Here is a 23,833-nt window from a genome sequence, read left to right as displayed (position 1 = left end):
GGGGCCGCCAGCATGGGCGTTAGCCGTCGCATCAGCCGCCGGAAGTTCTGTAGCGCCAGCGCGGCCGCCGCAGTGACGGCCTTGGCGTCTCCACTGCCCGCATTGGCGCAATCCGCGGCGCGCATCATCGTGATCGGTGGCGGTTTCGGCGGTGCGAGTTGTGCGCGCGCGCTGAAACAGATCGATCCGAAATTGCAGGTCACACTGGTCGAGCCGAACCGGACCTTCACCGCCTGCCCGTTCAGCAACAATGTCATCGCCGGACTGCGTTCGATCGAGGAACAAAAATTCGGTTACGACAAGATCGCCGCCAGCGGCATCACCGTGGTGGCGCTGGAAGCAACGACCATCAATGCAGCCGCGCGGACCGTGGGGCTCGCCGACGGCACCTCGCTCGCCTACGACCGGCTGGTGCTGTCTCCCCGGAATCGAACTGCGTTTCGACGCCCTGCCGGGCTACGACGAAGCCGCCGCGGCGAAGATGCCGCATGCCTGGAAAGCAGGCGAGCAAACGCTGTTGCTGCGCAAGCAACTCGAGGCCATGGAGGATGGCGGCCTGGTGGTGATCGCAGCTCCCGCCAACCCTTTCCGTTGCCCGCCGGGACCTTACGAACGGGCCTGCCTGATTGCGCACTATCTGAAGACCAAGAAGCCGCGTTCGAAGCTGATCATCCTTGACGCAAAGGACGCGTTCTCCAAGCAGCGCCTGTTTCAGAACGCCTGGAAGGAGCTTTACCCGGGGATGGTCGAATGGATATCGCTATCGCAGGGCGGCAAGGTGAATGCCGTCGATCCGGCGACCAATACTCTGATCACCGATTTCGGCAATCACACCGCCCAGGTGGCCAACGTTATTCCGCCGCAACGGGCCGGCCGCATCGCCGCTATTGCGGGCGCGACCGATAACACTGGTTGGTGCGCGATCGATCCTGTCACTTTCGAATCCAGATCGGCACCGAACATCCATGTCATCGGCGATGCCTGTCTCGCCGGCGCGATGCCAAAATCCGCATTCTCGGCGAATGCGCAGGCCAAGACTTGCGCAAACGCGATTGCCACACTGGTCGCCGGCGGATCGCCAGCCGCGCCGAAGCTGATCAATACGTGCTACAGTCTGGCAGCCCCGGACTATGGCATCTCGATTGCCGGCGTATACCATCCGAAGAATGGATCGCTTGCCGACGTTGAAGGCGCCGGTGGCGTTAGTCCGCTGGAGGCGTCACGTGATTTCCGCGCCCGCGAGGCCGACTATGCGCAATCCTGGTTCGCGACCATTACGGCGGAAGTCTTTGGCTAGACGCACCTATCGCATGTTGGATCCGATTCTTGCTGGAGTTCTCCTCGTGCTGCCCGGCTGCGCCGCCGCAACGGAACTTCGCAGCTATGCCGTCATTGGCGATGCCATTCCGCAGTCACTGACGGGCACGGCCGGCGATGCGACGCGCGGCCGCGCCCTCGTCGTCGAACGTTCCAGCACTTGCATCCTGTGCCACAACGGCCCATTTCCCGAACAGAAATTCCAGGGCGACCTGGCGCCCGATCTTTCCGGTTCCGGCAGCCGCTGGTCCGAAGGTCAGCTTCGGCTTCGGCTGGTGGATGCTTCTCGTCTCAATGCTGAGACGATCATGCCGTCCTATTACCGCGTTGACGGCCTCACTCGCGTCGGGACGCTGTGGCGCGGCAAGCCGATCCTGTCGGCCGAACAGATCGAGGATATCGTGGCGTATCTCGCAAGCTTACGCGAATAGGAAGGTCCGATGCATCCACCACCGAATTCGACACGCCGCCAGTTTCTCGGCCTCGCCGGAGCGGCAGCCGTGCTTGGCACGGCCCCCGTCGTCACGCTTCGGCCTGCCGAGGCGACGCCCGAGATGCTCGCTTCCGCCATCCGCAATGTCACCGGCGGCGCTGCGGTGAAAACCGGCAAGGTCAAGCTCGACGTGCCGCCCTTGGTCGAGAACGGCAACACCGTGCCGCTGACTGTGAGTGTCGCCCACCCTATGGCGCCGGAGGACCACGTCAGCAGCATCCACGTTTTCAACGAGAAGAACCCGCAGCCGAACGTCGCCAACTTCCACCTCGGCCCTCATGCCGGCCGCGCGCAGGTTTCGACCCGCATTCGCCTCACCGACAGCCAGAAGGTCGTCGCGATCGCCAAGCTCTCGGACGGGTCGTTCTGGTCGGCCAGCGTCGACGTCGTGGTGACACTGGCGGCCTGCACCGAGGAGGTGATCTGATGGCTTCCGCGCTAATCAACGTTCCGGCCAAAGCCAAACGCGGCGACATTATCGAGATCAAGACGCTGATGTCGCACATCATGGAGTCGGGCTATCGCCATAAGGCGTCAGGTGAATCTGTGCCGCGCGACATCATCACGAGCTTTACCTGCCGCTTCAACGGCGCTGAAATCTTCCGCGCCGATTTGTTCCCGGCGATTGCTGCCAACCCGTTCTTCTCCTTCTTCACGACCGTGACCGAAAGCGGCAAGTTCGAGTTCGAATGGATCGGCGACAAGGGTTTTTCCGAGACCGCTTCCGCCTCGATCTCGGTCGAATGAGATTTTTGGGCGCCATAGCCGCCGCACTGCTGGTGGTGGGCGCCGTCGGAGCTGCCGAGATCCCGCAAGCCGACCGCCGTTCCGGCTACAGCTTCATGAAGCCGGACACAAAAACGATGCAGGACGACGACACCGCCAATCCCGGCATGCTCTGGGTGCTCAATGGCGAGACATTGTGGAACCGCAAGACAGGCGCCGCCGACAAAGCGTGCGCCGATTGCCATGGCAATGCACGCGCAAGCATGAAGGGCGTGGCCGCCCGCTACCCCGCGTTCGACAAGGCAACCGGCCGCCCGATCGATCTGGAACAGCGCATCAATTCGTGCCGCACCAACCACCAACAGGCGACGCCGCTGCCGTTCGAGAGCCGCGAGTTGCTGGCGCTGACAGCCTTTGTCGCAAGGCAATCACAGGGCGCTCCGATCGAAACCGGAGCCGACCCGCAGCTCGCGCCGTTCGTCGCCAAAGGACGCGAGCTCTACATGCAACGGCAGGGCCAGCTCAATCTCGGCTGTACCCATTGCCATGACGACAATTGGGACAAGCGACTCGCCGGCGCCGCGATCACACAAGGACACCCGACCGGTTACCCGCTCTACCGGCTGGAATGGCAATCGCTGGGCTCGCTGCAGCGACGCCTGCGCGCCTGCATCACCGGCATCCGCGCGCAGGCCTATGATTACGGCGCGCCGGAACTGGTTGAACTGGAATTATACCTGATGTCGCGGGCGCGCGGGATGGCGATGGAAGCGCCGGCGGTGCGGCCTTAGGGAGGTGCGGCGCGGCACCATATGTCCCTCATTCTCGTTACCGCTCCGCGAACGCCTTCTCGACCACGAACTGTGCCGGCTCGCCGTGATTGCCCTCGGCAAAACCCTTGCCGATGAGCAGCGCGCGCGTGTCCGTCACCAGCGCCGGGCTGCCGCAGATCATGACGCGGTCATGCGCTGGATCGAGCGTGGCCAGCCCGATGTCGGCGAACAGTTTTCCTGAAGTGATCAAATCGGTGATGCGGCCGCGGTTGCGGAAGGGATCGCGGGTCACGGTCGGATAATAGATCAGCTGGTTGCGAACATATTCGCCGATCAGCTCGTCGTTCGGCAGCTTTTCGGTGATCATCTCGCCATAGGCGAGTTCGGCGACGCGGCGGCAGCCGTGCAGCAGCACCACCTTCTCGAACCGCTCATAGGTCTCGGGGTCCTTGATCACGGAAAGGAACGGCGCCAGCCCGGTGCCGGTCCCGATCAGATAGAGGTTGCGGCCGTCCTCGAGGTTATCGATGACCAGCGTACCGGTCGCCTTGCGGCTGACGATGATTTCGTCGCCCTGCTTCAGGTGTTGGAGGCGCGAGGTGAGCGGGCCATCCGGCACCTTGATCGAGAAGAATTCGAGCCGGTCCTCGTAATTGGCGCTGGCGACCGAGTAGGCGCGGAGCAGCGGCTTCTCGCCGACCTTCAGGCCGATCATCGTGAACTCGCCATTGCGGAAACGGAACGAGGGATCGCGTGTGGTGGTGAAGCTGAACAGCGTATCGGTCCAGTGATGAACGCTCAGCACGCTTTCCTGGTTGAAATTGCTCATCGCACCGTTCCCTGACTTGCAAGCCGGATTGACCGGTTAAATCATTCGTATACGATCATTCGTATACAAACGAATAATCCAGCTTGATCCGATCGTCAAGCCGGGCAGAATGTCCGGCGAAGGCATTGAAGCAAAAGGAAAAACCATGGCCCACGACGCACCCCAGGCGACCGGTCCGAACAAGCTGGTGATCCGCAATATCGGGCTCGTGCTGTCGGGGGCTTTGGAAAAGCCGATCCTGGATGCCGACACGATCGTGGCCGAGAGCGGCAAGATCACAGCCGTCGGCCGCTTCAAGGACTGCAATACCGAGGGCGCCACCACGACAGTCGACGCCAACGGCACCACCGTCGCGCCCGGATTGATCGACAGCCACGTCCATCCCGTCGCCGGCGACTGGACGCCGCGGCAGAACCAGGTCAACTGGATCGACAGCTATCTCCATGGCGGCGTGACCACCATGATCTCGGCCGGCGAGGTCCACATGCCCGGCCGCCCGCGCGACGTCGTAGGCCTGAAGGCGATGGCGATCTTTGCGCAGCGCGCGTTTTGGACGCTGCGGCCAGGCGGGGTGAAGGTGCATGCCGGCGCGCCGGTGATCGAATGCGAAATGGTGGAGGACGATTTCAAGGAGATGGCCGCGGCCGGCGTCAAGCTGCTCGGCGAGGTCGGCCTCGGCGGCGTCAAGGACGGCCCGACCGCGCGCAAAATGGTCGGCTGGGCGCGCAAATACGGCATCCAAAGCACGATCCATACCGGCGGACCTTCAATTCCCGGCTCCGGCCTGATCGACAAGGATGTGGTGCTGGAAGCCGACACCGACGTGGTCGGGCATATCAATGGCGGCCATACCGCGCTGCCCGACGACCAGATCCGCTGCATCTGCGAGGGCTGCAAACGCGGGTTGGAGCTGGTTCACAACGGCAACGAGCGCTCGGCGCTGTTCACGTTGCGCACCGCGCGCGAGATGGGTGACCTCCATCGCGTCATCCTCGGCACGGACGCGCCGGCCGGCTCCGGCGTGCAGCCGCTCGGCATTTTGCGAATGGTCTCGATGCTGTCGTCACTCGGCGAACTGCCGGCCGAACTCGCCTTCTGCCTTGCGACCGGCAATACCGCGCGCATGCGCGAACTCGACTGCGGAATCATCGAAATCGGCCGCTCCGCGGACTTCGTCCTGATGGACAAGGCCCAGCATTCCCCTGGCAAGAACATTCTGGAGAGCGTGCAGCTCGGCGACCTCCCCGGCATCGGCATGACCATCATCGATGGCATCGTCCGCACCCAGCGCAGCCGCAACACGCCGCCCGCCGGCAAGGTGCCGGAGATCGTCAGCGGACATTGATGCCGGTCGCCCTGCGAGTGCGCCGGGCGACTATACCCTCGGACGTGATGAGCGAATTGCCGGTCAGGCCTCATTTTTTGTGAGATCACTCACACTTAGCCCCTACGAACCGCGTGGAACCCGCGCACGGCTGCTTGCGGCGAACAGCCACCATGGTACGCTGTAGGCGCTGGAAAGATTGCTTGCCTCATACTGTATTTGTATTTGACAGTTGGGAGCCAATCCAAGCCATGGCCCAAATTCGTGACATCAAGTCAGGCCGACCGGGTGAGCGATCGCCCGAGCCAATGCCACGCCGCCTTGCGGCCATCGTGGCAGGCGACATCTCCGGTTACAGCCGCCTGATGCAGATCGACGAGGAAGGGACGCACAATCGCGTCAAGAGGATCGAGCGCGACCTCATCGAACCCAGCATCAGAGAACATCACGGCAGGCTGGTTAAAACCACGGGCGACGGCTTCATCGCCATTTTCGACAGCCCGGTCGAAGCCGTCCGATCGAGCATCGTGATCCAGCAAAATCTGGTTGGCCGCAATGCATCACTGCCCAAGCATCATTGGATCGAATATCGAATTGGCGTCAATCTTGGCGACGTGATTATCGAAACCGACGACGTCTATGGCGACGGCGTCAATATTGCCACGCGGCTTGAGGGCATAGCCCATCCCGGCGAAGTCTATATCTCCGGCGGCATTTATGAGCAGATAAAGCATAAGCTGGTTTGCGGATACGAGTCGCTTGGTGATCGAAAGGTCAAGAACATCACCGATCCCGTTCGGGTCTATCGCGTGCTTCCCGACCCGTCCGCCCTTAACGCATATCGGAACCGGCGCGAACGCGTTCTGATCCTCTTGCTCTGCATTGCGATGCTGACCATTGCGATCGGCACTCTCTGGTACATGTTCGCACCGCCCCGCAAGGCTATAAATCAGGCGTCGGCTCCCGTTTCATCTCCGGCGGAAGCGCCGAAGGCGCCTGCGCCTGCCGCGAAACAACCAGCGCCGGCGCCCCAACCTTCTCCTTCGCCACCTCAACAACAGGCAGCGCCGCTACCGCCGCCGGCGCCTCCCGCCGCACCCGAGACTCCGCCGACGACGCAAGCGGCCGCGCCGGTTCGAGAACCCGAGATGATTTCGCTTCGGGGCGGCAGCTTCGCGATGGGCAGCAACGAAGACGTTTCGGAAAGGCCGGTCCGTCAGGTAACGGTCAAGCCGTTTGCGATGGGGAAATTTCCCGTCACCGTGCAGGAATGGAACGCATGCGCCGCCGCAAAGGCATGCGGATTCACGGCAGCCGGAAAGGACGATGCGCCTGTTACAAACGTGAGTTGGAGCGATGCCAAGCAATATGTCGCATGGCTTGCGGAAACCACCGGAAAACCATATCGACTGCCGAGCGAAGCCGAATGGGAATATGCGGCGCGCGGCGGCACGCAGACCCGCCTACTGGTGGGGCGATCATTTTCAGCCCGGCATGGTCAATTGCAAGAACTGCAGCGACATTCCAGCGACCGACCAGCCGGTGAAGGTCGGCAGCCTCAAGCAAAATCCTTTTGGGCTGTTTGATATGGGCGGCGGCGTCGATCAATGGGTCGAAGATTGCTGGCACAGAAATTATCAGGGCGCGCCAGGAGACGGGTCAGCATGGGTCGAGAATGCATGTTCCTCGCATGTCATCCGCTCCGGCTCCTGGAGGAAGGACTCAGCCTATGCCCGCGTATCAAACCGCGGCAGCTATGATACCAACGTGCGATATCCCACTCACGGGTTCCGCATCGCGCTATCTCCCAAGTAGTCTTAAGAGGGCGGTCATGAAGTTCACGCAGTGGATCGCTCTCTCAGCAGCGCTCACCTGTCTGCCGTTCGCCGCGTATGCTCAAGGGAAGCCCTCACACAAGGATGCCCTTCTCTATTTCGTGTGGCCGCAGGACGGCGCCGTCATCAAGGGCGGATTTTGGTGCCGCTTTGGTCTGCGCAACATGGGCGTAACCCACGCGGGCGACAACTACCCAAACAGCGGCCACCATCACCTGCTGATCGATGTGAATGAACCGCTCAATCCCAATGAAGAGATTCCGCAGGACAAATCGCACCTTCATTTTGGCGCGGGCCAGACCGAAGCCCGGATCGAGCTTCCGCCCGGCAAGCACACGCTTCAGCTCGTGCTGGGCGACGCCGGCCACTATCCGCACAATCCTCCGGTAGTCTCGAAGAAAATTACCATCACGGTCAAATAGAGCGGAGCCCCCTCCGCCGACTTTGATCATTCCAGGCAAACAGGGAGGCAGTACGATGAACATTCGGCCCGATCCCACGTTTCACGCTTCGCCAAAGCTTGCCATGGAAGCTCCGCCGGAGAGCTTCGCCTATACCGTGCTGCTCAGTCCGGACGCCTCAAAGCCGGACGCCCTAGCCGTGATCGACGTCAAGCCGGGCTCCTCGAGCTACAGCCAGGTCGTTCACACCGTGACTATGCCCAACAAGGGCGACGAGTTTCACCATTTCGGCTGGAACGCCTGCTCGTCGGCGCTGTCGCCGCTCACCGGGCATGCCTTCCTCGAGCGCCGCTATCTGATCATTCCCGGCATGCGGTCGTCCCGCATCTATATCGTCGATACCAAGCCCGACCCCACCAAGGCGGCGATACACAAGATCATCGAGCCTGAAGAGATCTTCAGGAAGACCGGATATTCGCGGCCCCACACCGTTCATTGCGGGCCTGAAGGCATTTACGTCTCTACGCTCGGCGGCAGCGGCAAGGACGGCACCGATGGACCGCCCGGCGTCTTTATCATGGACTGCGAGACGTTCGAGGTGCTCGGACGGTGGGAGATCGATCGCGGCCCCCAGACAATGCACTATGATTTCTGGTGGAATCTGCCACGCGACTACATGGTGACGAGCGAGTGGGGATTGCCGCCGCAGTTCGAGAACGGAATCGTGCCGGAGGATCTGCTCTCGAACAAGTACGGTCACCATATTCACTTCTGGGATCTGCGGGCCCGGCGAAATGTGCAGACGATCGATCTCGGGGCCAATCACCAGATGGGGCTGGAAGTGCGTCCCGCGCATGATCCAGTTCGCGAATACGGCTTTCTGGGCACCGTGGTCGACACCACTAACCTCGAAGGCTCGATCTGGACCTGGTGGCGCGAGGGCGGCAAGTTTCACGTCGAGAAGACGGCGACGATTCCACCCGAGCCGGCGGCGAAGGAACAATTGCCGCCGCTGCTGCAGGGCTTTGGCGCCGTGCCGCCGCTGGTGACTGACATCGACCTGTCGATGGATGACAAATTCCTCTACGTCGCCTGCTGGGGCACCGGCGAGATGCGTCAATACGATGTCAGGGAGCCACGAAAGCCGAAGCTTGCCGGCTCGGTTCACATCGGCGGCATCGCGCGCCGCACGCCGCACCCGAACGGCAAGGCGTTTGCAGGCGGCCCGCAGATGGTCGAGATCAGCCGCGACGGCAAGCGGGTGTACTGGACCAACTCGCTGTACTCGACATGGGACGACCAGTTTTATCCCGATGGCGTCCCGGGAGCCATGGTGATGGCCAATGCGAAGCCGGACGGTGGTCTCGAACTGGCGAGCAATTACTGGGTCAACTTCCCCGACGGCTACCGCGCGCACCAGATCCGGCTCGACGGCGGCGACTGTTCGACGGATTCGTTCTGCTATCCGTCGGCTTGAGATTTGAGCGCAGCCGACTGGACACCGGCCTGGCTCTGGCTGGCTGTCATCGCGAGCGGCCTTTACCACGGCGTCAACCCGGGCATGGGCTGGCCGCTCGCTGTTTCAGTTGGACTGATGGAGCGGAGCCCGCGTGCCCTGGTGGCCGCGCTTGGGCCGCTCACGGCCGGCCATCTGCTCGCGATGCTGCTCGTACTCCTTCCCTTCGCGCTGCTCGTTGCCATCGTCGAGTGGCAGCGCACGATACAGATCGGCGCCAGCGTCCTCGTTATCGCCTTCGGCCTTTTCAGGCTTGCCAACCGCCGCCATCCAAGAGTTTTGGCACGGATATCACCGGCGCAACTGGGGCTTTGGTCGTTTGCCGTGGCGCTGGCGCATGGCGCCGCGCTGATGCTGGTGCCGATCTACCTCGGGCTCTGCCGGCAAGCCAAGCTCGACGGCAGCCACGCGGCCGCCGGTACTCTCATCAACGCCAATCTCGGAATGGCCGTGCTGGTTGCGGCCGTCCACGCCATCGCGATGGTCGCCGCCGGCGGAGTTTGCGCGTGGCTCGCCTACCGCTATCTCGGCCTCCAGTTCATATCGCAGAGCTGGTTCAACCTGGATACGACCTGGGCGTTCAGCCTCATTCTCGTGGGCGCGATCGCGCTGGTGCTGAACCTGAGCTGACGCCAACTACGCCCTAACGCAGCTTGTCGAGCAGCGCGATCAGCGTCTCGCGCTCTCTTGCGTCGAGCGGCGCCAGCGTCTCGCGGCTGATCGCCAGCGCATTCGGCGCGGCCTTCTCGGCCAGTTGCTGGCCGGCGCGCGTCAGACTCACGAGCAGGCGGCGGCCATCCTCGGGATCCGGGCTGGTCTCGGTCAGGCCACGCGCGGTGAGACGGTCGATCACACCCTTGATGGTGGCGACATCCATCGCCGTCAGCCGCCCGAGCAGGTTCTGCGAGCACGGTCCGGTCTCGGTCAGCTTGGCGAGCGCCGCCCATTGTGTCGGCGTCAGGTTGATGCCGATCTCGCGGGCGAAGATGGTGGCATGGCGCTGCCAGACCTGACGCAGGATGAAGCCGATCTGTTCGTCGAGAATGTAGGACGGGCGCGGCGGCTTGACGCTCCGTTTCGGCGAAACACTCCTTCCCATCTGCGTTACCCGCCCTTCCCCTCGCCGATCACAGCGACAAATGCGCGTCCCGGATATCCGGCCGCGAGTCGAGCTCGACCATCGTGCCGCCGAAACAAATCTTGCCACGCTCGATGATGTAGGCGCGGTCCGAAATCAGCCGCGCGAAATGCAGGTTCTGCTCCGAGACCACGATGCTGACGCCTTCCTTCTTCATCGCCAGGATGGCGTCGACCATCTGTTCGACGATTTTTGGCGATAGCCCTTCCGATGGCTCGTCGAGCAGCACCAGCGAGGGATTTCCCATCAGGGTTCGCGCGATCGTCAGCATCTGCTGCTCGCCGCCGCTCATCCGTCCGCCGGGACGGTTGCGCATCTCGCCGAGATTGGGAAACAGCGTGAACAGTTTTTCGCGCGTCCAGTGCGGCGCGTTCGGCCGTTTTGGCTGGCGGCCGACTTCGAGATTTTCCTCCACCGTCAGGTCGGTGAAGATACGCCGCTCTTCGGGCACGTAGCCGAGCCCGCCGCGCACGATCGCATGCGTCGGCTCGCGGGAGACATCCTTGCCCTCGAAGACGATCCGTCCCGAACGGTTCTCGACCAGACCAACGATGGAGCGGAAGGTAGTCGACTTGCCGGCCCCGTTGCGGCCGAGCAGAGCCACCACTTCGCCCTCGCCGACTTCCAGCGCGATATCGAACAGGATATGCGCGGGGCCGTAGAAGCTGTTGAGATCGGCGACTTGCAGCTTCATGCGCCGGCTCCCTCGCGATGACGCGCATCGTAGACCAGTCCTTCGCCGAGGTAGATCGCGCGCACCTGCGGATTGCCACGGACTTCCTCGGGCGAGCCTTCGGCGATCAGGCTACCGCGATTCAAGACGAGGATGCGGTCGGCATGCTCGAACACCACATCCATGTCGTGCTCGGTGAAGAGCACGCCGATTGCCTGTTCGCGGGCGATGCTTGCGGTCAGCCGCATCAGCTCGATCCGCTCGCGCGGTGCCATGCCTGCGGTGGGCTCATCCATCAGCAACAGCCTGGGCTGGTTGGCGAGCGCGATCGCAAGCTCCAGTCGCTTGAGGTCGCCATAGGCAAGCTCACCGCACGGACGCTCGGCATAGGCGCCCATGCCGACGAGGTCGAGCAGCCGGCCCGCCTCGTCGCGGGCGTAAGCCGCCGTCGAGCCCCAGAGGTTGAACAATTGCCTGCCATACGACACCAGTGCGACCTGCACGTTCTCGCGCACGGTCATGGTCGGAAATGTCGCCGTGATCTGGAACGTGCGCCCGACGCCGAGCCGCCAGATCGCGCGCGGCTTTCGGCCGACCGTATCCTCGCCGAGCAGATGGATCCGTCCGCTGTCCGGCATGTTCTGGCCATTGAGCATGTCGAAGCAGGTGCTTTTTCCCGCGCCGTTGGGTCCGATCAGCGCCAGGATTTCGCCCGCACGCAGTTCGAACGACACGCTGCGCACCGCGTGCACGCCGCCATAGGATTTGCTTAAGCCTTCGACCTTCAGCAATGTCGGAACCATGCTCATTCAGCGGCCTCGATCCGGGAGGTGACGAGCGCAGATTTTTTGGCTTCGGCGGAGCGCCGGCGATTCCGGATCGTCTCCAGCGTGCCGACGATGCCCTTGGGGAACGCCACCACCATCAGCACAATGAAGCCGCCCAGCACCAGCTTGGAAAGATCAGTCTGGCTGACCAGCCAGATGTTTGCCGCCTTGAACACGATGGCGCCGATCACCGCGCCGGAAACCGTCTCGACGCCGCCAAGCAGAACCATGACCAGCGCATCCACAGAGAGCGAGATGCCGACGCTGTCCGGGAACACGCTTCCCTTCAGATAGGCGAACAACGCGCCGCCGATGCCCGCCACCGTTCCTGATATGACGAAAGCCGTCCACTGCACGCGCTTGCCATTGATGCCGATCGCCTCGCTACGCAGCGGCGAATCCCGCGTTGCGCGCAGCGCAAAGCCGAACGGCGAGAACACCATCACCCGGAGCACAGTGACCACGAGCGCCGTGATGCCGAGCGACAACCAATAGAAATTAGCGGGGCTCGCCGCCCATCTCTCCGGCCACACACCCAAGATGCCGTTGTCGCCGCCGGTTACCTCGACCCACTGGAACGCGATCGACCAGACGATCTGCGCAAAGGCCAGCGTCAGCATCGCGAAATAGACTCCGGAGAGTTGCACGGCGAAGAAGCCGAACACCGCCGCACCCAAGAGGCCTAGTACCGGGCCGAGCAGCAACGAAACGATCATCGGCAATCCCGCCGCCTTGGCGAGGAATGCGACGCCATAGGCGCCAAGCCCGAAATAGGCGGCATGGCCGAACGAGGCGAGCCCGCCGACCGACATCAGGAAATGCAGGCTGGCGGCGAAGATGACGAAGATCGCGATTTCCGATCCGACGGTGAGCGCGTAGTTGCCGGCAAACAACGGCATCATGGCCGCAAGGACCAGCGCACCCAGTGACATCAACCGTTCACCCGAGGTGAGCGGCCGCCACGGCGTGACGGTCAGGCCCGGCGTGCGGCGTGCGGCAGCTTCCGGCTTGCCGAACAGGCCCCATGGTCGCACGATCAGCACCACTGCCATCACCAGGAACACCAGGATGATGGATATCTTCGGGAAGATGAGAATACCGAAGGCGTTGAGTTCGGACACCAGCACGGCCGCCACAAAAGCACCGATGATGCTGCCGAGCCCGCCGATCACCACCACCACGAACACTTCGACGATGATGCGCAGGTCCAGCGCGTGATGCACCGCATCGCGCGGAATCTGCAGCGCGCCGCCGAAGGCGGCCAAAAAGACGCCGAGCGCGAACACGCTGGTGAACAGCCATTTCTGATTGACGCCCAGCGCCGCCACCATGTCGCGGTCCTGCGTCGCCGCGCGCACCAAGACGCCCCAGCGCGTGCGCTGGAACAGAAGCCAGAGCACGCCGAGCACGATCGGGCTGAGCACGATCAGGAACAGGTCGTAGCTCGGAATGTTCTGGCCGAAAAAATCGACCGCGCCCTTGAAGCCGGGTGCGCGACGGCCGAGCAGATCGTCCGGGCCCCAGATCATCACGACGATGTCCTGAACCATCAAGGTGAGGCCGAATGTCGCCAGCAACTGGAATAGCTCCGGCGCATGATAGATCCGCCGCAGCAGCACCATCTCGACCAGGACGCCGATGATGGCAACGATCAGCGCTGCAACGACGATGCCGCCCCAGAAGCCAAGCGCGCCGGAGAACCGCTCGGTCAGCGTGAACGCGACATAGGCGCCGAGCATATAGAACGCGCCATGGGCAAAGTTCACGATCCGCGTCACGCCGAAGATGATCGACAGCCCCGATGCGACCAGAAACAGCGACGCCGCGCTGGCGAGACCGGTCAGGAACTGAACGAAGTAGAAGGCCATTGGCGGTCCGGGTTGGTGGTCTATTGCGTCGAGGTAGATCGGCGTCGGAGGCTATGGTCACCCCTCCCCGCCTGCGGGGAGAGGTCGGATCGCCCTTGCGATCCGGGTGAGAGGGTACAGGTCCATCGGCTGCCACAACTCGTGGAGAGAGCCCCTCACCCCGACCCTCTCCCCGTAAGAACGGAGAGAGGGAGAGGAGAGAGAATCAATCCTTCGGACGCAGCTTTTCCACTTCCGCGTCGCTCGGCAGATAGTCCGCGCCCTTGCGATAGACCGAGTTCACCATCACGCCCTTGCCATCCTTCAGCGCGGTCTTGCCGACATAGGCTCCTAACGTCGACTGGTGATCGATCTTGCGGAAGGTGATCTCGCCGAACGGCGACGGCATCGACAGGCCTTCGGTCGCCGCAATCAGCTTCTCCGGATCGGTCGAGTTGGCTTTCGCAAGGATCGCGGCGGCCGCCTTGATGGTCTGGTAGCCGACGATCGAGCCGAGCCGCGGATAGTCCTTGTACTTGGCCTGATAGGCCTTCAGGAACTTGTCATGGTCCGGCGTCTTGATGTCGTACCAGGGATAGCCGGTGACGATCCAGCCCTCCGGCGTCTCATCCTTCAGCGGATCGAGATACTCCGGCTCGCCGGTGAGGAAGGACACCACCGAACGTCCCTTGAACAGGCCGCGGGTATTGCCCTCACGCACGAGCTTCACCAGATCGGCGCCGAAGGTGACGTTGAGGATCGCCTCCGGATTGGCCGCAGCTACCGCCTGCACCACCGGGCCGGCGTCGATCTTGCCCTGCGGCGGCCACTGCTCGTCGACCCACTGAATGTCCGGACGCTTCTCCGACATCAGCTTCTTGAACACCGCGACCGCCGACTGGCCGTATTCATAGTTCGGCGCAATCGTCGCCCAGCGCTTGGCCGGCAGCTTGGCGGCTTCCTCCACCAGCATCGCGGCCTGCATGTAGTTGGAGGGACGCAGGCGGAACGTGTAGCGGTTGCCCTTCGACCAGGTGATGGCGTCGGTCAAAGGTTCTGCCGCCAGGAAGAACACTTTCTTCTGGTTGGCGAAGTCGGAGACGGCGAGACCGATATTGGACAAGAACGTGCCGGCCAGCATCGCGACGTTCTCGCTCGAGACCAGCTCGTTGGCTGCGGTCTGCGCATCCGCCGGCTTGCCGCCGTCGTCCTTGGAAATGACGACCAGCTTCTTGCCATTAATGCCGCCCGCGGCATTGATCTCTTCGACCGCGAGCTGCCAGCCCTTGCGGTAGGGCTCGGTGAAGGCCGGCAACAACGAATAGCTGTTGATCTCGCCGATCTTGATTTCCTTGATTTCGCTCTGCGCCATAGCATTGCCCGCCATCCCGGCGACCGCGATCGCCAATCCCGCTCCCAGCAAATGTCTCCGTCGCATCCCTACCTCCAATGTTGATGTCATTATCTCAAGCCGTCTTCGCCTTTGACTTCCGCAATCGTCAGCCCGCCGACGCGCGGCAATGGCCTGCCGCTGTCGGTGACCGCGACCGCCACCATGATCTCGTTGGCGCTGGGTGCGTCATTGATCTGCACTTCCATGCCGTCGAAATGGCTGCGCACGAAAGCAGCGTCTTTGTGACCGAGCGGAATGTCCAGCGTTGTGCCCGGGCCGCTGCGCTTTTTCGACGATGGAATCAGCGCCGCGCCCTTGCCCAATACTTTCCGCACCGGTGCGCCCATCTTGGGATGCAAGATCGCTGCCGCATGCTCTAGCTCGCCGTTTTCGCCCACGGCGGCCGCCTTGCCGTAGCTGTGAGCCTTGGCGCCCTCGATGCCGAGCACGGCGACCGCTCTCTTCGAGAGCAATTCGCCAAGCTCCTCGCCGATTTCGATCAAGGGCGAAAGGTCTTCGACATACCGGCCTGCAAACGGATTCTCGATCACAGCGATCGCCGCGGCCCGCCGCGTCGGCGGTGCAATCTTCTGTCCCATCTCAAGATGGGTTTCCTCGACCACCGTGACGATCTTGCGAATGATCGCGCTCATCTTACTCGCCTCGCTCCCGATCAAACATGCGCTGTTCTTTCTAGCGCGTTTCCATGCAACGTTGGCAAGGCACCCGCCCTGATCCCTGTTGCACCCACCACGGCCGTCTCGCCTAGTAGACGCAAGGCCGCACCTTCGATCAATCCCGCCGCAAGCAATTGTTGTGCCCGGCTTACCCCTAGTGCCCTTAGTGCATCGTCGATCTCGCTTTCTCGGAGCACGCCGACGTCGCGGGTGACGAGGCGCGTGCCAAGGTCGCTGTCGGGCTGCAATTCATTGGCCGGACAGCGGATGATGGCGGGATGACCGGGCAGGTCGACGGCATTGGCAATGATGGTCGCCGCCGCATCGGCTTGCGATGCCGTTCGAGCCAGCACAGTAACGGCATCGGCAATCCCGAGCGAGAAACTGCGGCCATGCCGTGCACTGGTCGCGATGCCGCGTGCCGGATCATCGACTTCGATATTGATGGTTTGCATCACGCCGTGATGGTCCGGTCGGTCCATCAGCCCGACGGTGAACTGCTCGCCGTAGGTCAAATGCAATGCGATGTCGCCGCCATTGTTGACGTAGGCACGATCGAGCCGCGCCGTGCCCAGCATCGCACCAAGAATCTCTTCCGCGACGCTGCCCGCCACCGCCGCCATCGGCGTGATGAAGTGCTCGCCCGCAAACGGCGCGACCGCCGCATGCATGCGACGCGCAACGACACCGTTCAGCGCGCTTCGCGCCGGATCGGCGGCTTTTCGAAGTTCGATCAACTCCTCGCAGAGTTCATCGAGCAGGCCGGTGAAGCGCTGCGCGGCGGCCTCATAAGCGGCGCGCATGTTGCCCTCACTTCCCTTCGCCTCGATGATCAGGTCGATCGGACCGTCCTGCAAATGCAGCCGCTTGCCATCAGGAAGGAGCGCGATTTGCGGGAGCCGTTTCATGCGCGCCGTCCCGGCATATTGGGCATCGGACGGAACCCGCTATTCTCCCGCAACGACGCCAGCGGGCGCACATGATCCATGTGACCGCCCAGCGCCGCGTAATCGGACAGTTTCAGCGTGAACTCGATCGGCGCCACCAGCGCCGGCGTCGGCACATAGCCGAACGCGCCGGCCGGCATTTGCCTGACGTCGACCATGAAAGTGATGCCGCCGCCGGGCCAGACATAGACAGGCGCGCCGCCGCTGGTGACCCGCGTCAGCGCGTCCTTGACCGACCGCGTCAACCGCACCGGATTGTCGGTGACGCCGGCGCGCAACGAACCGCCGGCACCGCCCATGAACAGCACCGTGCACAGCGCCGGTTCGCAATTTTCCTGGATGCGCTCGACCGAGAATTGGAGATCAAGCGGCATCTGCTTTTCGATCGGCCGCAACGCCTCGTCGAGTTGATAATAGGCTGCGTGCTCGCCGGTGGTCGAGACCATCAGCATCGTGAGCCCGGGCCGCGCCTCCTTCGGATTGAACGGTCCCAGCACCGACAGCGGATCGGAAATATTGGTGCCGCCCCAACCGGTGCCGGGATCGGCGACCTGGAAGTAACGGCCGGGCGTCGAGCGCCGGCCCTTCATCTTGATCCCGGTATCGGGAATATCCAGTAGCTTGCCGGCCTGGTGCTCACTGAGGACGCCGGTGATGTGGTCGTCCACGACCACGACTTCATCGACCTTGCCGTGCCATTGCTTGGCGAACATACCGATGGTCGCCGAGCCGCAGCCTACCCGCATGCGCTCTTCGGCAACACCATTGACGATCGGCGGATGGCCGGCCTGCACCACCACCGTAGCGCCACCGTCGATCGTCAGTTCCACCGGCTTGCAATTGGAAAGGTCCATCAGCGCGTCGCAGGTGACGCGGCCCTCCTTCTTGGAACCGCCGGTCAGATGATGCACGCCGCCGAGCGAAAGCATCTGCGAGCCATATTCGCTGGTCGTCACATGGCCGATCGCCTCGCCTTCCGCGCGGACGGTCGCCGTCTCGGGACCGAGATATCGGTCGGTGTCGATCTTCACCTTGACGCCGCAATAGCTGAAAATGCCTTCGGTCACGACGGTCACCATGTCGACGCCGTCGATTTCCGATGACACGATGAAGGGCGCCGGCTTGTAATCGGGATAGGTAGTGCCCGCTCCGATCGCGGTGACGAACACATTGGGCTCGTGGACGAGTTTGCCATCCCAGTCGCCACCGGCCTGAAACGGCACCAGCCGTCCGCCGTGCGACACCGTTCGTTCCAGCACGATATGCGGATCGACGCGCACCAACTCGCCGTTATTGTTGGCATAGCGATCGCACGCGCCCGCCGCGCCCGGCTTGATGTAGCACATCACCGGACAGGCATCGCAGCGGATCTTGTCGCCAGTGGCAACGGTCTCGTCAGTCATGAACAAGCCTGCAGTCGGGAAGGCGCCGATCATAGCCGCTTATTCGCGGTTCCGACCATTTGTTCGTATACGAATGATGTTGCGCGCGGACTGGAACACTGTCAAGCCGCTCCCGCTGCGAAACGCCCCGCTTGCCGCATAATACCTCATTTGCCTCGCCGCTCTGTTCATAAAGCGAGCAGCGCGCTGCAGCGCGGGATCGCGCGGCTTGCACGTTTGTACACAAACGGTATCTTTCGCGAAGCATCCAGTGCGGGTTTTGCAGCGCAACGAGGACTTCGGGAGAGCATGATGCGCCTGACCGTCAACGGCAAGGTTCACGACGTTGACGCCGCGCTCGACACTGCATTGCTTTACGTGCTCCGCAACGACCTCGAACTGAACGGACCGAAATACGGCTGCGGGCTCGGCGAATGCGGCGCCTGCGCCGTGCTGATCGACGGCGTCGCCGCGCGGTCCTGCGTGATCCCGATCGAGGGCTGCGCCGGGCGCGACATCGTGACGCTCGAAGGCCTCGGTACGCGCGAGCATCCCGATCCCGTGCAGCAAGCGTTTATCAGCGAACAAGCGGCGCAATGCGGCTATTGCCTCAACGGCATGATCATCACCACCAAGGCGCTGTTGCTGCGCTCCCCTCACCCATCGGAAGACGACGTACTGGAAGCACTGCGCCATCATCTGTGCCGCTGCGGCGCACATGTCGAAATCATGCGCGCGGCGATGCGCGCCGCAGGCCGTCTCGTTGAGGCGCAGACGCGATGACCGTCCCTGACACGGCCGAGAATCGCGAGCGGTTGCAAGGCACGCTGTCCGTCGTGCGTCCGGCATCGCCGGTCGAGGCCGTCAAGTTCGAGACGTTCATCAAGATCACGGCAGATGGATCGGTCACCGCCTATAATGGCCACGTCGATCTCGGCACCGGCATCCGCACCGCGCTCGGGCAGATCGTTGCCGAAGAGCTCGACGTATCGTTTGCCCGCGTTGTGGTCGTGCTCGGCGACACGGCCCTCGTTCCCAATCAGGGCGCGACGATTGCGAGCGAAACAATTCAGATTACGGCCGTACCGCTGCGCAAGGCTGCCGCGCAGGCGCGGCAGTTTCTGGTCGCGCGCGCCGCCGAGCGGCTGGAGCTTTCGGCCGAGGACCTCGTCATTGAAGACGGCCTCGTCCGCGGCAAGGACAATCGCAGCGTCAGCTATGGCGAATTGATTGCGGGCGAGACCATTCGCCTTGAACTCGCCGACGACGTTCCAGTTAAGTCCGTCGACACCTACAACATCGTTGGTCGATCGTTGCCGCGCGTCGATCTTCCGGCGAAGGCGACCGGTGAACTGGTCTATGTGCACGACATGCGCGTGCCCGGCATGCTGCATGGCCGCGTCGTTCGTCCGCCCTATGCCGGCGTCGACGTCGGCGACTTCATCGGCAACAGCCTGATCGCGGTCGACGAGGATTCCGTGCGCGACATCCCTGGACTTGTCGCGGTCGTTCGCATCGGCGACTTCGTCGGCGTCGTCGCAGAGCGCGAGGAGAATGCGATCAAGGCGGCGGCGCAGCTCAAGGTGAGCTGGAAGCCGGTGCCGACGTTGCCCGACCTCAAGGACATTGAAACGGCGTTGCGAGCCAATCCATCGACGCCACGAACGCTGATCGACAAGGGTGATGTCGATGCGGCGATTGCCGGCGCCGCCAAGCCGATGCCGCGAACCTACATCTGGCCCTATCAGATGCACGCCTCGATCGGCCCGTCCTGCGCGGTTGCGGATTATCAGGAGGATGTGACGCGGGTCTGGTCCGGCACGCAGAACCCGCACCATCTGCGCACTGATCTGGCGCGGCTGATCCACCGGCGCGAAGCCGAGATCGAGGTGATCCGGCTGGAGGCTGCCGGCTGCTATGGCCGCAACTGCGCCGATGATGTTTCCGCCGACGCGGTGCTGCTGTCGCGCGCCGTCGGCCGGCCCGTCCGCGTGCAATTGACGCGCGAACAGGAGCACGCCTGGGAGCCGAAGGGCACCGCGCAATTGATGGATGTCAACGGCGGATTGAACGCCGATGGCAGCATTGCCGGCTATGATTTTGCGACGCGCTATCCATCGAACGGCGCACCGACGCTGGCCCTGCTGCTGACCGGCGCCGTCCCACATACGCCGGTGGTACTCGAGATGGGCGATCGCACCGCGATCCCGCCCTACGACTACGAGAATCTGCGCGTGGTAGCGAATGATATGCCGCCGATCGTGCGCGCCTCCTGGCTGCGCGGCGTCTCGGCGCTGCCGAACACCTTTGCGCATGAATCCTGGATCGACGAATGCGCCAGCGAGGCGGGTGTCGATCCGATCGAGTACCGTCTGCGCTATTTGAAGGATCCACGCGCGATCGATCTCGTCAACGCGGTGGCCGAACGCGCCGGCTGGAAACCGCGGCCGGTACGCGAGGAGAAGCAGGTCGAGGACGATATCGTGCGTGGGCGAGGCTTTGCCTATGCGCTCTATGTGCACAGCAAGTTTCCCGGCTATGGCGCGGCGTGGTCGGCGTGGATCGCCGACGTCGCGGTGAACAAGGCGACCGGCGATGTCAGCGTGACGCGGGTGGTGGCAGGCCAGGACTCCGGCCTGATGATCAATCCGGACGGCGTGCGCCACCAGATCCACGGCAACGTCATCCAATCGACCAGCCGCGCGTTGATGGAGGAAGTGCCATTCGATCGCACCACCGTTACGGCGCGGGAATGGGGCGCCTACCCTATCATCAAGTTTCCCGAGGTGCCTGAGATCGACGTGCTGATGCTGCCGCGACAGGATCAGCCGCCGCTCGGTGTCGGCGAGTCCGCCTCCGTCCCCAGCGCAGCCGCCATCGCCAATGCGATCTATGATGCGACCGGCGTGCGCTTTCGCGAATTGCCGTTCACGCCGGAACGCATCCTGCGGGGGCTGCGCGGCGAGGAGCCGGCGGCACCAGAGGCGTTGTCTGCGCCGGCATCCGTATCACAGCCTGATCTCAACCGATGGCGCAATCCGTTCGCGGGACGGCGCGGCGTGCTTGCGACTGCCGCAGCGCTGTGCGCGGCTGCAGTCGGCATCGGCGCCGCAGTGTTGCCGTGGCGAGCGATCGCGCCGATCGCGCGGCCCGATGCCTCGGTCTATTCGGCCGCGACCATCGCCCGCGGCGAGCAACTTGCCGCGCTCGGCGATTGTGCGGTGTGCCACACCGCTGCGAACGGCGTGCTCAACGCCGGCGGCCGGCCGCTGCCGACGCCGTTCGGCACGATCTATTCGACCAACATCACACCCGATGTCGAAACCGGCATCGGCGCCTGGTCCTATCCCGCCTTCGAGCGCGCAATGCGCGAGGGCATCCATCGAGATGGACGACATCTCTATCCCGCGTTTCCCTATCCGCATTTCGCCAGGACCACTGATGCCGACATGCAGGCGCTCTACGCCTATCTGATGGCGCAGTCGCCGGTGCGAGCGGAGAGGCCGGCCAACGCGCTGGCATTCCCGTTCAACCTGCGCCCGCTGATGGCCGGATGGAATGCGCTGTTCCACACACCCGCCGTGTTCCAGCCCGATCCCGCAAAATCAGAGATCTGGAATCGCGGCGCTTATCTCGTCGAAGGCCTCGGCCATTGCGGCGCCTGCCATTCGCCGCGCAATGCGCTCGGCGCGGAGAAGGCGAATGCCTATCTCGCCGGCGGATTTGCGGAGGGTTGGGAAGCACCGGCGCTGACCTCGTTGTCGCAAGCGCCGATCCCGTGGAACGAGGATGAGCTGTACGCATATTTGCGAACCGGCGAGTCGCGCCTTCACGGCGTCGCCGCGGGGCCAATGGCGCCGGTGGTGAGGGAACTCGCGGCGTTGCCTGATGCCGACATCCGCGCCATGGCGGTCTATCTCGCCTCGTTCAACGAGACCGCGATCGATCGCCCGGCGCAGCGAGCGCTTGCCGCCAGGCTCGAAGCCTCGACCGGCACGCGAACGCTTGCGGCCTCTAGCGTCGGCGCGCGGCTCTATCAGGGCGCCTGCGCCGTCTGCCACGAGGTCGGCGGCGCACCGCTGTTCGGCAGTCGGCCATCGCTGGCGCTCAACAGCAACCTGCACAGCACCGTGCCCGACAACCTGATCCAGGTCATCCTGCACGGCATCGCAAAGCCGGCCGTGACCGACCTCGGCTACATGCCGGCGTTCAAGGACAGCCTGAGCGACGGCCAAATCGCCGAACTGGTCGCTTATCTGAGGCAACAATTTGCCCCCGATAAGCCGGTCTGGAAGGATATTCCTGCTGCGATCGGCCGTATCCGGCAGGAATAGCGCGCTGAGCTGCCATGCCGCCGGCAAAACCCACTGGTTGGGCAGCCCGCGGCACGGTAAAGTTCCGCCATGGCAGTTACCGATATTGCATCCCGGACCTATAACCACGGCTGGCGGCTCGACCCGATCGTGCGCAGCCTGCTCGATACCGATTTTTACAAGCTTTTGATGCTGCAGATGATCCGGGAATTTTACCCGGAGCAGCGCGTAACCTTTTCGGTCATCAACCGCACCCGGCAGGTTCGCCTCGCCGAGATCATCGATGAGGGCGAACTGCGCGCACAGCTCGACCACGCGCGCACCATCCGCTTCACCAAGAAGGAGCTGATCTGGCTCGCCGGTAATACGTTCTACGGCAAGACCCAGATGTTCTCGCCGGACTTCATCCACTGGCTCGCCAACTTCCGCCTGCCCGAATACGAGCTGAATAAGGTCGACGGCCAGTACGAGTTGCACTTCCACGGGCCATGGACCCACACCACGATGTGGGAAATCCCGGCGCTCGCGATCATGAACGAGCTGCGCTCGCGGCAGTCGACCAAGGGTCAGGGACGCTTCGTGCTCGACGTGCTCTATGCCCGCGCCAAGGCCAAGCTGTGGTCCAAGGTCGAGCGCCTGCGCAAGCTCGAGGGCCTCCGGCTGTCGGACTTCGGCACACGCCGGCGCCACGGCCATCTGTGGCAGCGCTGGTGCGTCGAGGCCGTCAAGGAGGGGCTCGGCCCCTCTTTCACCGGCACCTCCAACGTGCTGCTGGCGATGGACAACGATCTCGAAGCGATCGGCACCAATGCGCATGAATTGCCGATGGTTGCGGCCGCGCTCGCCAATTCCGACGAGGAGCTGCGCTGGGCGCCCTATCGCATCCTCGACCAGTGGCGACACACCTACGGCGGCAATCTCTTGATCGCCCTGCCCGATGCATTCGGCACCAAGACATTCCTGCGCGATGCACCGGACTGGGTCGCCGACTGGACCGGCTTCCGCCCCGACAGCGCGCCGCCGATCACGGCCGGCGAAGACATCATCAAGTGGTGGAAGCAGAAGGGCCGCGAGCCCAAGGAGAAGCTGCTGGTGTTCTCCGACGGCATGGATGTCGATTCGATCGAGGAGACCTATCGTCACTTCGCCGGACGCGTCCGCATCTCGTTCGGCTGGGGCACCAACCTCACCAATGATTTCGTCGGCTGCGCGCCGGACGGATCGGCCGACCTCGATCCGATCTCGCTGGTCTGCAAGGTAACGTCGGTCGATGGGCGGCCGGCGGTCAAGCTGTCGGATAATCCCGAGAAGGCCACCGGCACGCCGTCCGAGATCGAACGTTATTTGCGCGTGTTCGGCAATGCCGGACGCGTCCGCACCGCCGTGCACGTCTGAGCCATCACATACTTTCCCGCCACCACT

The 23,833-nt window shown here is 63.3% G+C and carries 22 protein-coding genes and 1 pseudogene; 14 read left to right on the top strand and 9 right to left on the bottom strand.

Annotated features, from left to right (window positions below; genetic code table 11):
* The first annotated feature begins 12 nt into the window (after positions 1 to 12).
* The 5 genes and pseudogenes from V1278_RS14395 (at position 13) to soxA (ending at position 3,327) form a co-directional block, all read left to right on the top strand.
* A pseudogene (locus V1278_RS14395) lies at positions 13 to 1,297 on the top strand (FCSD flavin-binding domain-containing protein).
* 13 nt (positions 1,298 to 1,310) lie between these two features.
* Complete coding sequence (gene soxX / locus V1278_RS14390) at positions 1,311 to 1,748, top strand: sulfur oxidation c-type cytochrome SoxX (RefSeq protein ID WP_334363996.1); 438 nt, start codon at positions 1,311 to 1,313, stop codon at positions 1,746 to 1,748.
* Positions 1,749 to 1,757: 9 nt separating this feature from the next.
* Positions 1,758 to 2,237 carry a SoxY-related AACIE arm protein gene (locus V1278_RS14385; RefSeq protein WP_334363997.1) on the top strand — a complete coding sequence of 160 codons (480 nt, stop codon included), beginning with the start codon at positions 1,758 to 1,760 and terminating at the stop codon, positions 2,235 to 2,237.
* The gene (gene soxZ / locus V1278_RS14380; RefSeq protein WP_334363998.1) at positions 2,237 to 2,557 is read left to right on the top strand and encodes a thiosulfate oxidation carrier complex protein SoxZ; all 321 of its coding nucleotides are present in this window, start codon (positions 2,237 to 2,239) and stop codon (positions 2,555 to 2,557) included. The genes V1278_RS14385 and soxZ overlap by 1 nt, the downstream gene beginning before the upstream one ends.
* The gene (gene soxA / locus V1278_RS14375; RefSeq protein ID WP_334363999.1) at positions 2,554 to 3,327 is read left to right on the top strand and encodes a sulfur oxidation c-type cytochrome SoxA; all 774 of its coding nucleotides are present in this window, start codon (positions 2,554 to 2,556) and stop codon (positions 3,325 to 3,327) included. Before soxZ ends, soxA begins: the two co-directional genes overlap by 4 nt.
* A 37-nt stretch (positions 3,328 to 3,364) precedes the next feature.
* Here soxA and V1278_RS14370 read toward each other — a convergent pair whose 3' ends face one another.
* On the bottom strand, positions 3,365 to 4,138 hold the full coding sequence (locus V1278_RS14370; RefSeq protein WP_334364000.1) for a ferredoxin--NADP reductase: 774 nt from the start codon (positions 4,136 to 4,138) through the stop codon (positions 3,365 to 3,367).
* Between the two features lie 145 nt (positions 4,139 to 4,283).
* On the opposite strand from V1278_RS14370, the gene V1278_RS14365 reads away from it, so the two are divergent.
* The 6 genes from V1278_RS14365 (at position 4,284) to V1278_RS14345 (ending at position 9,844) form a co-directional block, all read left to right on the top strand.
* Positions 4,284 to 5,483 (top strand): amidohydrolase family protein, encoded by a 1,200-nt coding sequence (locus V1278_RS14365; RefSeq protein WP_334364001.1) that lies wholly within the window; start codon positions 4,284 to 4,286, stop codon positions 5,481 to 5,483.
* 134 nt (positions 5,484 to 5,617) lie between these two features.
* Positions 5,618 to 7,048 (top strand): SUMF1/EgtB/PvdO family nonheme iron enzyme, encoded by a 1,431-nt coding sequence (locus V1278_RS14360; protein WP_442894632.1) that lies wholly within the window; start codon positions 5,618 to 5,620, stop codon positions 7,046 to 7,048.
* On the top strand, positions 6,957 to 7,277 hold the full coding sequence (locus tag V1278_RS36950; RefSeq protein ID WP_442894631.1) for a formylglycine-generating enzyme family protein: 321 nt from the start codon (positions 6,957 to 6,959) through the stop codon (positions 7,275 to 7,277). The genes V1278_RS14360 and V1278_RS36950 overlap by 92 nt, the downstream gene beginning before the upstream one ends.
* A gap of 16 nt (positions 7,278 to 7,293) precedes the next feature.
* Positions 7,294 to 7,719, top strand: coding sequence for a DUF4399 domain-containing protein (locus tag V1278_RS14355; RefSeq protein ID WP_334381203.1), 426 nt, complete (start codon positions 7,294 to 7,296; stop codon positions 7,717 to 7,719).
* A 55-nt stretch (positions 7,720 to 7,774) separates the two neighbouring features.
* Positions 7,775 to 9,175 (top strand): selenium-binding protein SBP56-related protein, encoded by a 1,401-nt coding sequence (locus tag V1278_RS14350; RefSeq protein ID WP_334381202.1) that lies wholly within the window; start codon positions 7,775 to 7,777, stop codon positions 9,173 to 9,175.
* A 3-nt stretch (positions 9,176 to 9,178) separates the two neighbouring features.
* A complete protein-coding gene (locus tag V1278_RS14345) occupies positions 9,179 to 9,844 on the top strand; it encodes a hypothetical protein (protein ID WP_334381201.1) in 666 nt (221 codons plus the stop codon).
* 13 nt (positions 9,845 to 9,857) lie between these two features.
* Here the strand turns inward: V1278_RS14345 and V1278_RS14340 are convergent, their stop codons facing one another.
* The 8 genes from V1278_RS14340 to V1278_RS14305 all read right to left on the bottom strand — a co-directional run bounded on the left by V1278_RS14340 (position 9,858) and on the right by V1278_RS14305 (position 18,119).
* Positions 9,858 to 10,313 carry a MarR family winged helix-turn-helix transcriptional regulator gene (locus tag V1278_RS14340; RefSeq protein WP_334364006.1) on the bottom strand — a complete coding sequence of 152 codons (456 nt, stop codon included), beginning with the start codon at positions 10,311 to 10,313 and terminating at the stop codon, positions 9,858 to 9,860.
* Between the two features lie 28 nt (positions 10,314 to 10,341).
* Positions 10,342 to 11,046 carry an ABC transporter ATP-binding protein gene (locus V1278_RS14335; protein WP_334364007.1) on the bottom strand — a complete coding sequence of 235 codons (705 nt, stop codon included), beginning with the start codon at positions 11,044 to 11,046 and terminating at the stop codon, positions 10,342 to 10,344.
* On the bottom strand, positions 11,043 to 11,834 hold the full coding sequence (locus V1278_RS14330; protein WP_334381200.1) for an ABC transporter ATP-binding protein: 792 nt from the start codon (positions 11,832 to 11,834) through the stop codon (positions 11,043 to 11,045). Before V1278_RS14330 ends, V1278_RS14335 begins: the two co-directional genes overlap by 4 nt.
* On the bottom strand, positions 11,831 to 13,720 hold the full coding sequence (locus V1278_RS14325; RefSeq protein WP_334381198.1) for an ABC transporter permease: 1,890 nt from the start codon (positions 13,718 to 13,720) through the stop codon (positions 11,831 to 11,833). The genes V1278_RS14330 and V1278_RS14325 overlap by 4 nt, the downstream gene beginning before the upstream one ends.
* A 205-nt stretch (positions 13,721 to 13,925) precedes the next feature.
* The gene (locus tag V1278_RS14320; protein ID WP_334381197.1) at positions 13,926 to 15,137 is read right to left on the bottom strand and encodes an ABC transporter substrate-binding protein; all 1,212 of its coding nucleotides are present in this window, start codon (positions 15,135 to 15,137) and stop codon (positions 13,926 to 13,928) included.
* A 23-nt stretch (positions 15,138 to 15,160) separates the two neighbouring features.
* The gene (locus tag V1278_RS14315) at positions 15,161 to 15,745 is read right to left on the bottom strand and encodes an amino acid synthesis family protein (RefSeq protein WP_334381196.1); all 585 of its coding nucleotides are present in this window, start codon (positions 15,743 to 15,745) and stop codon (positions 15,161 to 15,163) included.
* Between the two features lie 20 nt (positions 15,746 to 15,765).
* Positions 15,766 to 16,677, bottom strand: a complete 912-nt coding sequence (locus tag V1278_RS14310; RefSeq protein WP_334381195.1) for a UPF0280 family protein — start codon at positions 16,675 to 16,677, stop codon at positions 15,766 to 15,768.
* Positions 16,674 to 18,119: a 6-hydroxynicotinate reductase gene (locus V1278_RS14305; protein WP_334381194.1), complete on the bottom strand. Its 1,446-nt coding sequence runs from the start codon at positions 18,117 to 18,119 to the stop codon at positions 16,674 to 16,676. Before V1278_RS14305 ends, V1278_RS14310 begins: the two co-directional genes overlap by 4 nt.
* A gap of 291 nt (positions 18,120 to 18,410) precedes the next feature.
* On the opposite strand from V1278_RS14305, the gene V1278_RS14300 reads away from it, so the two are divergent.
* The 3 genes from V1278_RS14300 (at position 18,411) to pncB (ending at position 23,806) form a co-directional block, all read left to right on the top strand.
* Positions 18,411 to 18,881 carry a (2Fe-2S)-binding protein gene (locus V1278_RS14300; RefSeq protein WP_334364014.1) on the top strand — a complete coding sequence of 157 codons (471 nt, stop codon included), beginning with the start codon at positions 18,411 to 18,413 and terminating at the stop codon, positions 18,879 to 18,881.
* Positions 18,878 to 22,432: a molybdopterin cofactor-binding domain-containing protein gene (locus tag V1278_RS14295; protein WP_334381193.1), complete on the top strand. Its 3,555-nt coding sequence runs from the start codon at positions 18,878 to 18,880 to the stop codon at positions 22,430 to 22,432. Before V1278_RS14300 ends, V1278_RS14295 begins: the two co-directional genes overlap by 4 nt.
* Before the next feature lie 69 nt (positions 22,433 to 22,501).
* Positions 22,502 to 23,806, top strand: coding sequence for a nicotinate phosphoribosyltransferase (gene pncB, locus V1278_RS14290; protein WP_334381192.1), 1,305 nt, complete (start codon positions 22,502 to 22,504; stop codon positions 23,804 to 23,806).
* The last annotated feature ends 27 nt before the right edge of the window (positions 23,807 to 23,833 follow it).

Source organism: Bradyrhizobium sp. AZCC 1577 (assembly GCF_036924575.1).
GTDB lineage: Bacteria > Pseudomonadota > Alphaproteobacteria > Rhizobiales > Xanthobacteraceae > Bradyrhizobium.
Note: the sequence above shows the minus strand (reverse complement) of the source record. Positions and strands in the feature narration are given on the sequence as shown.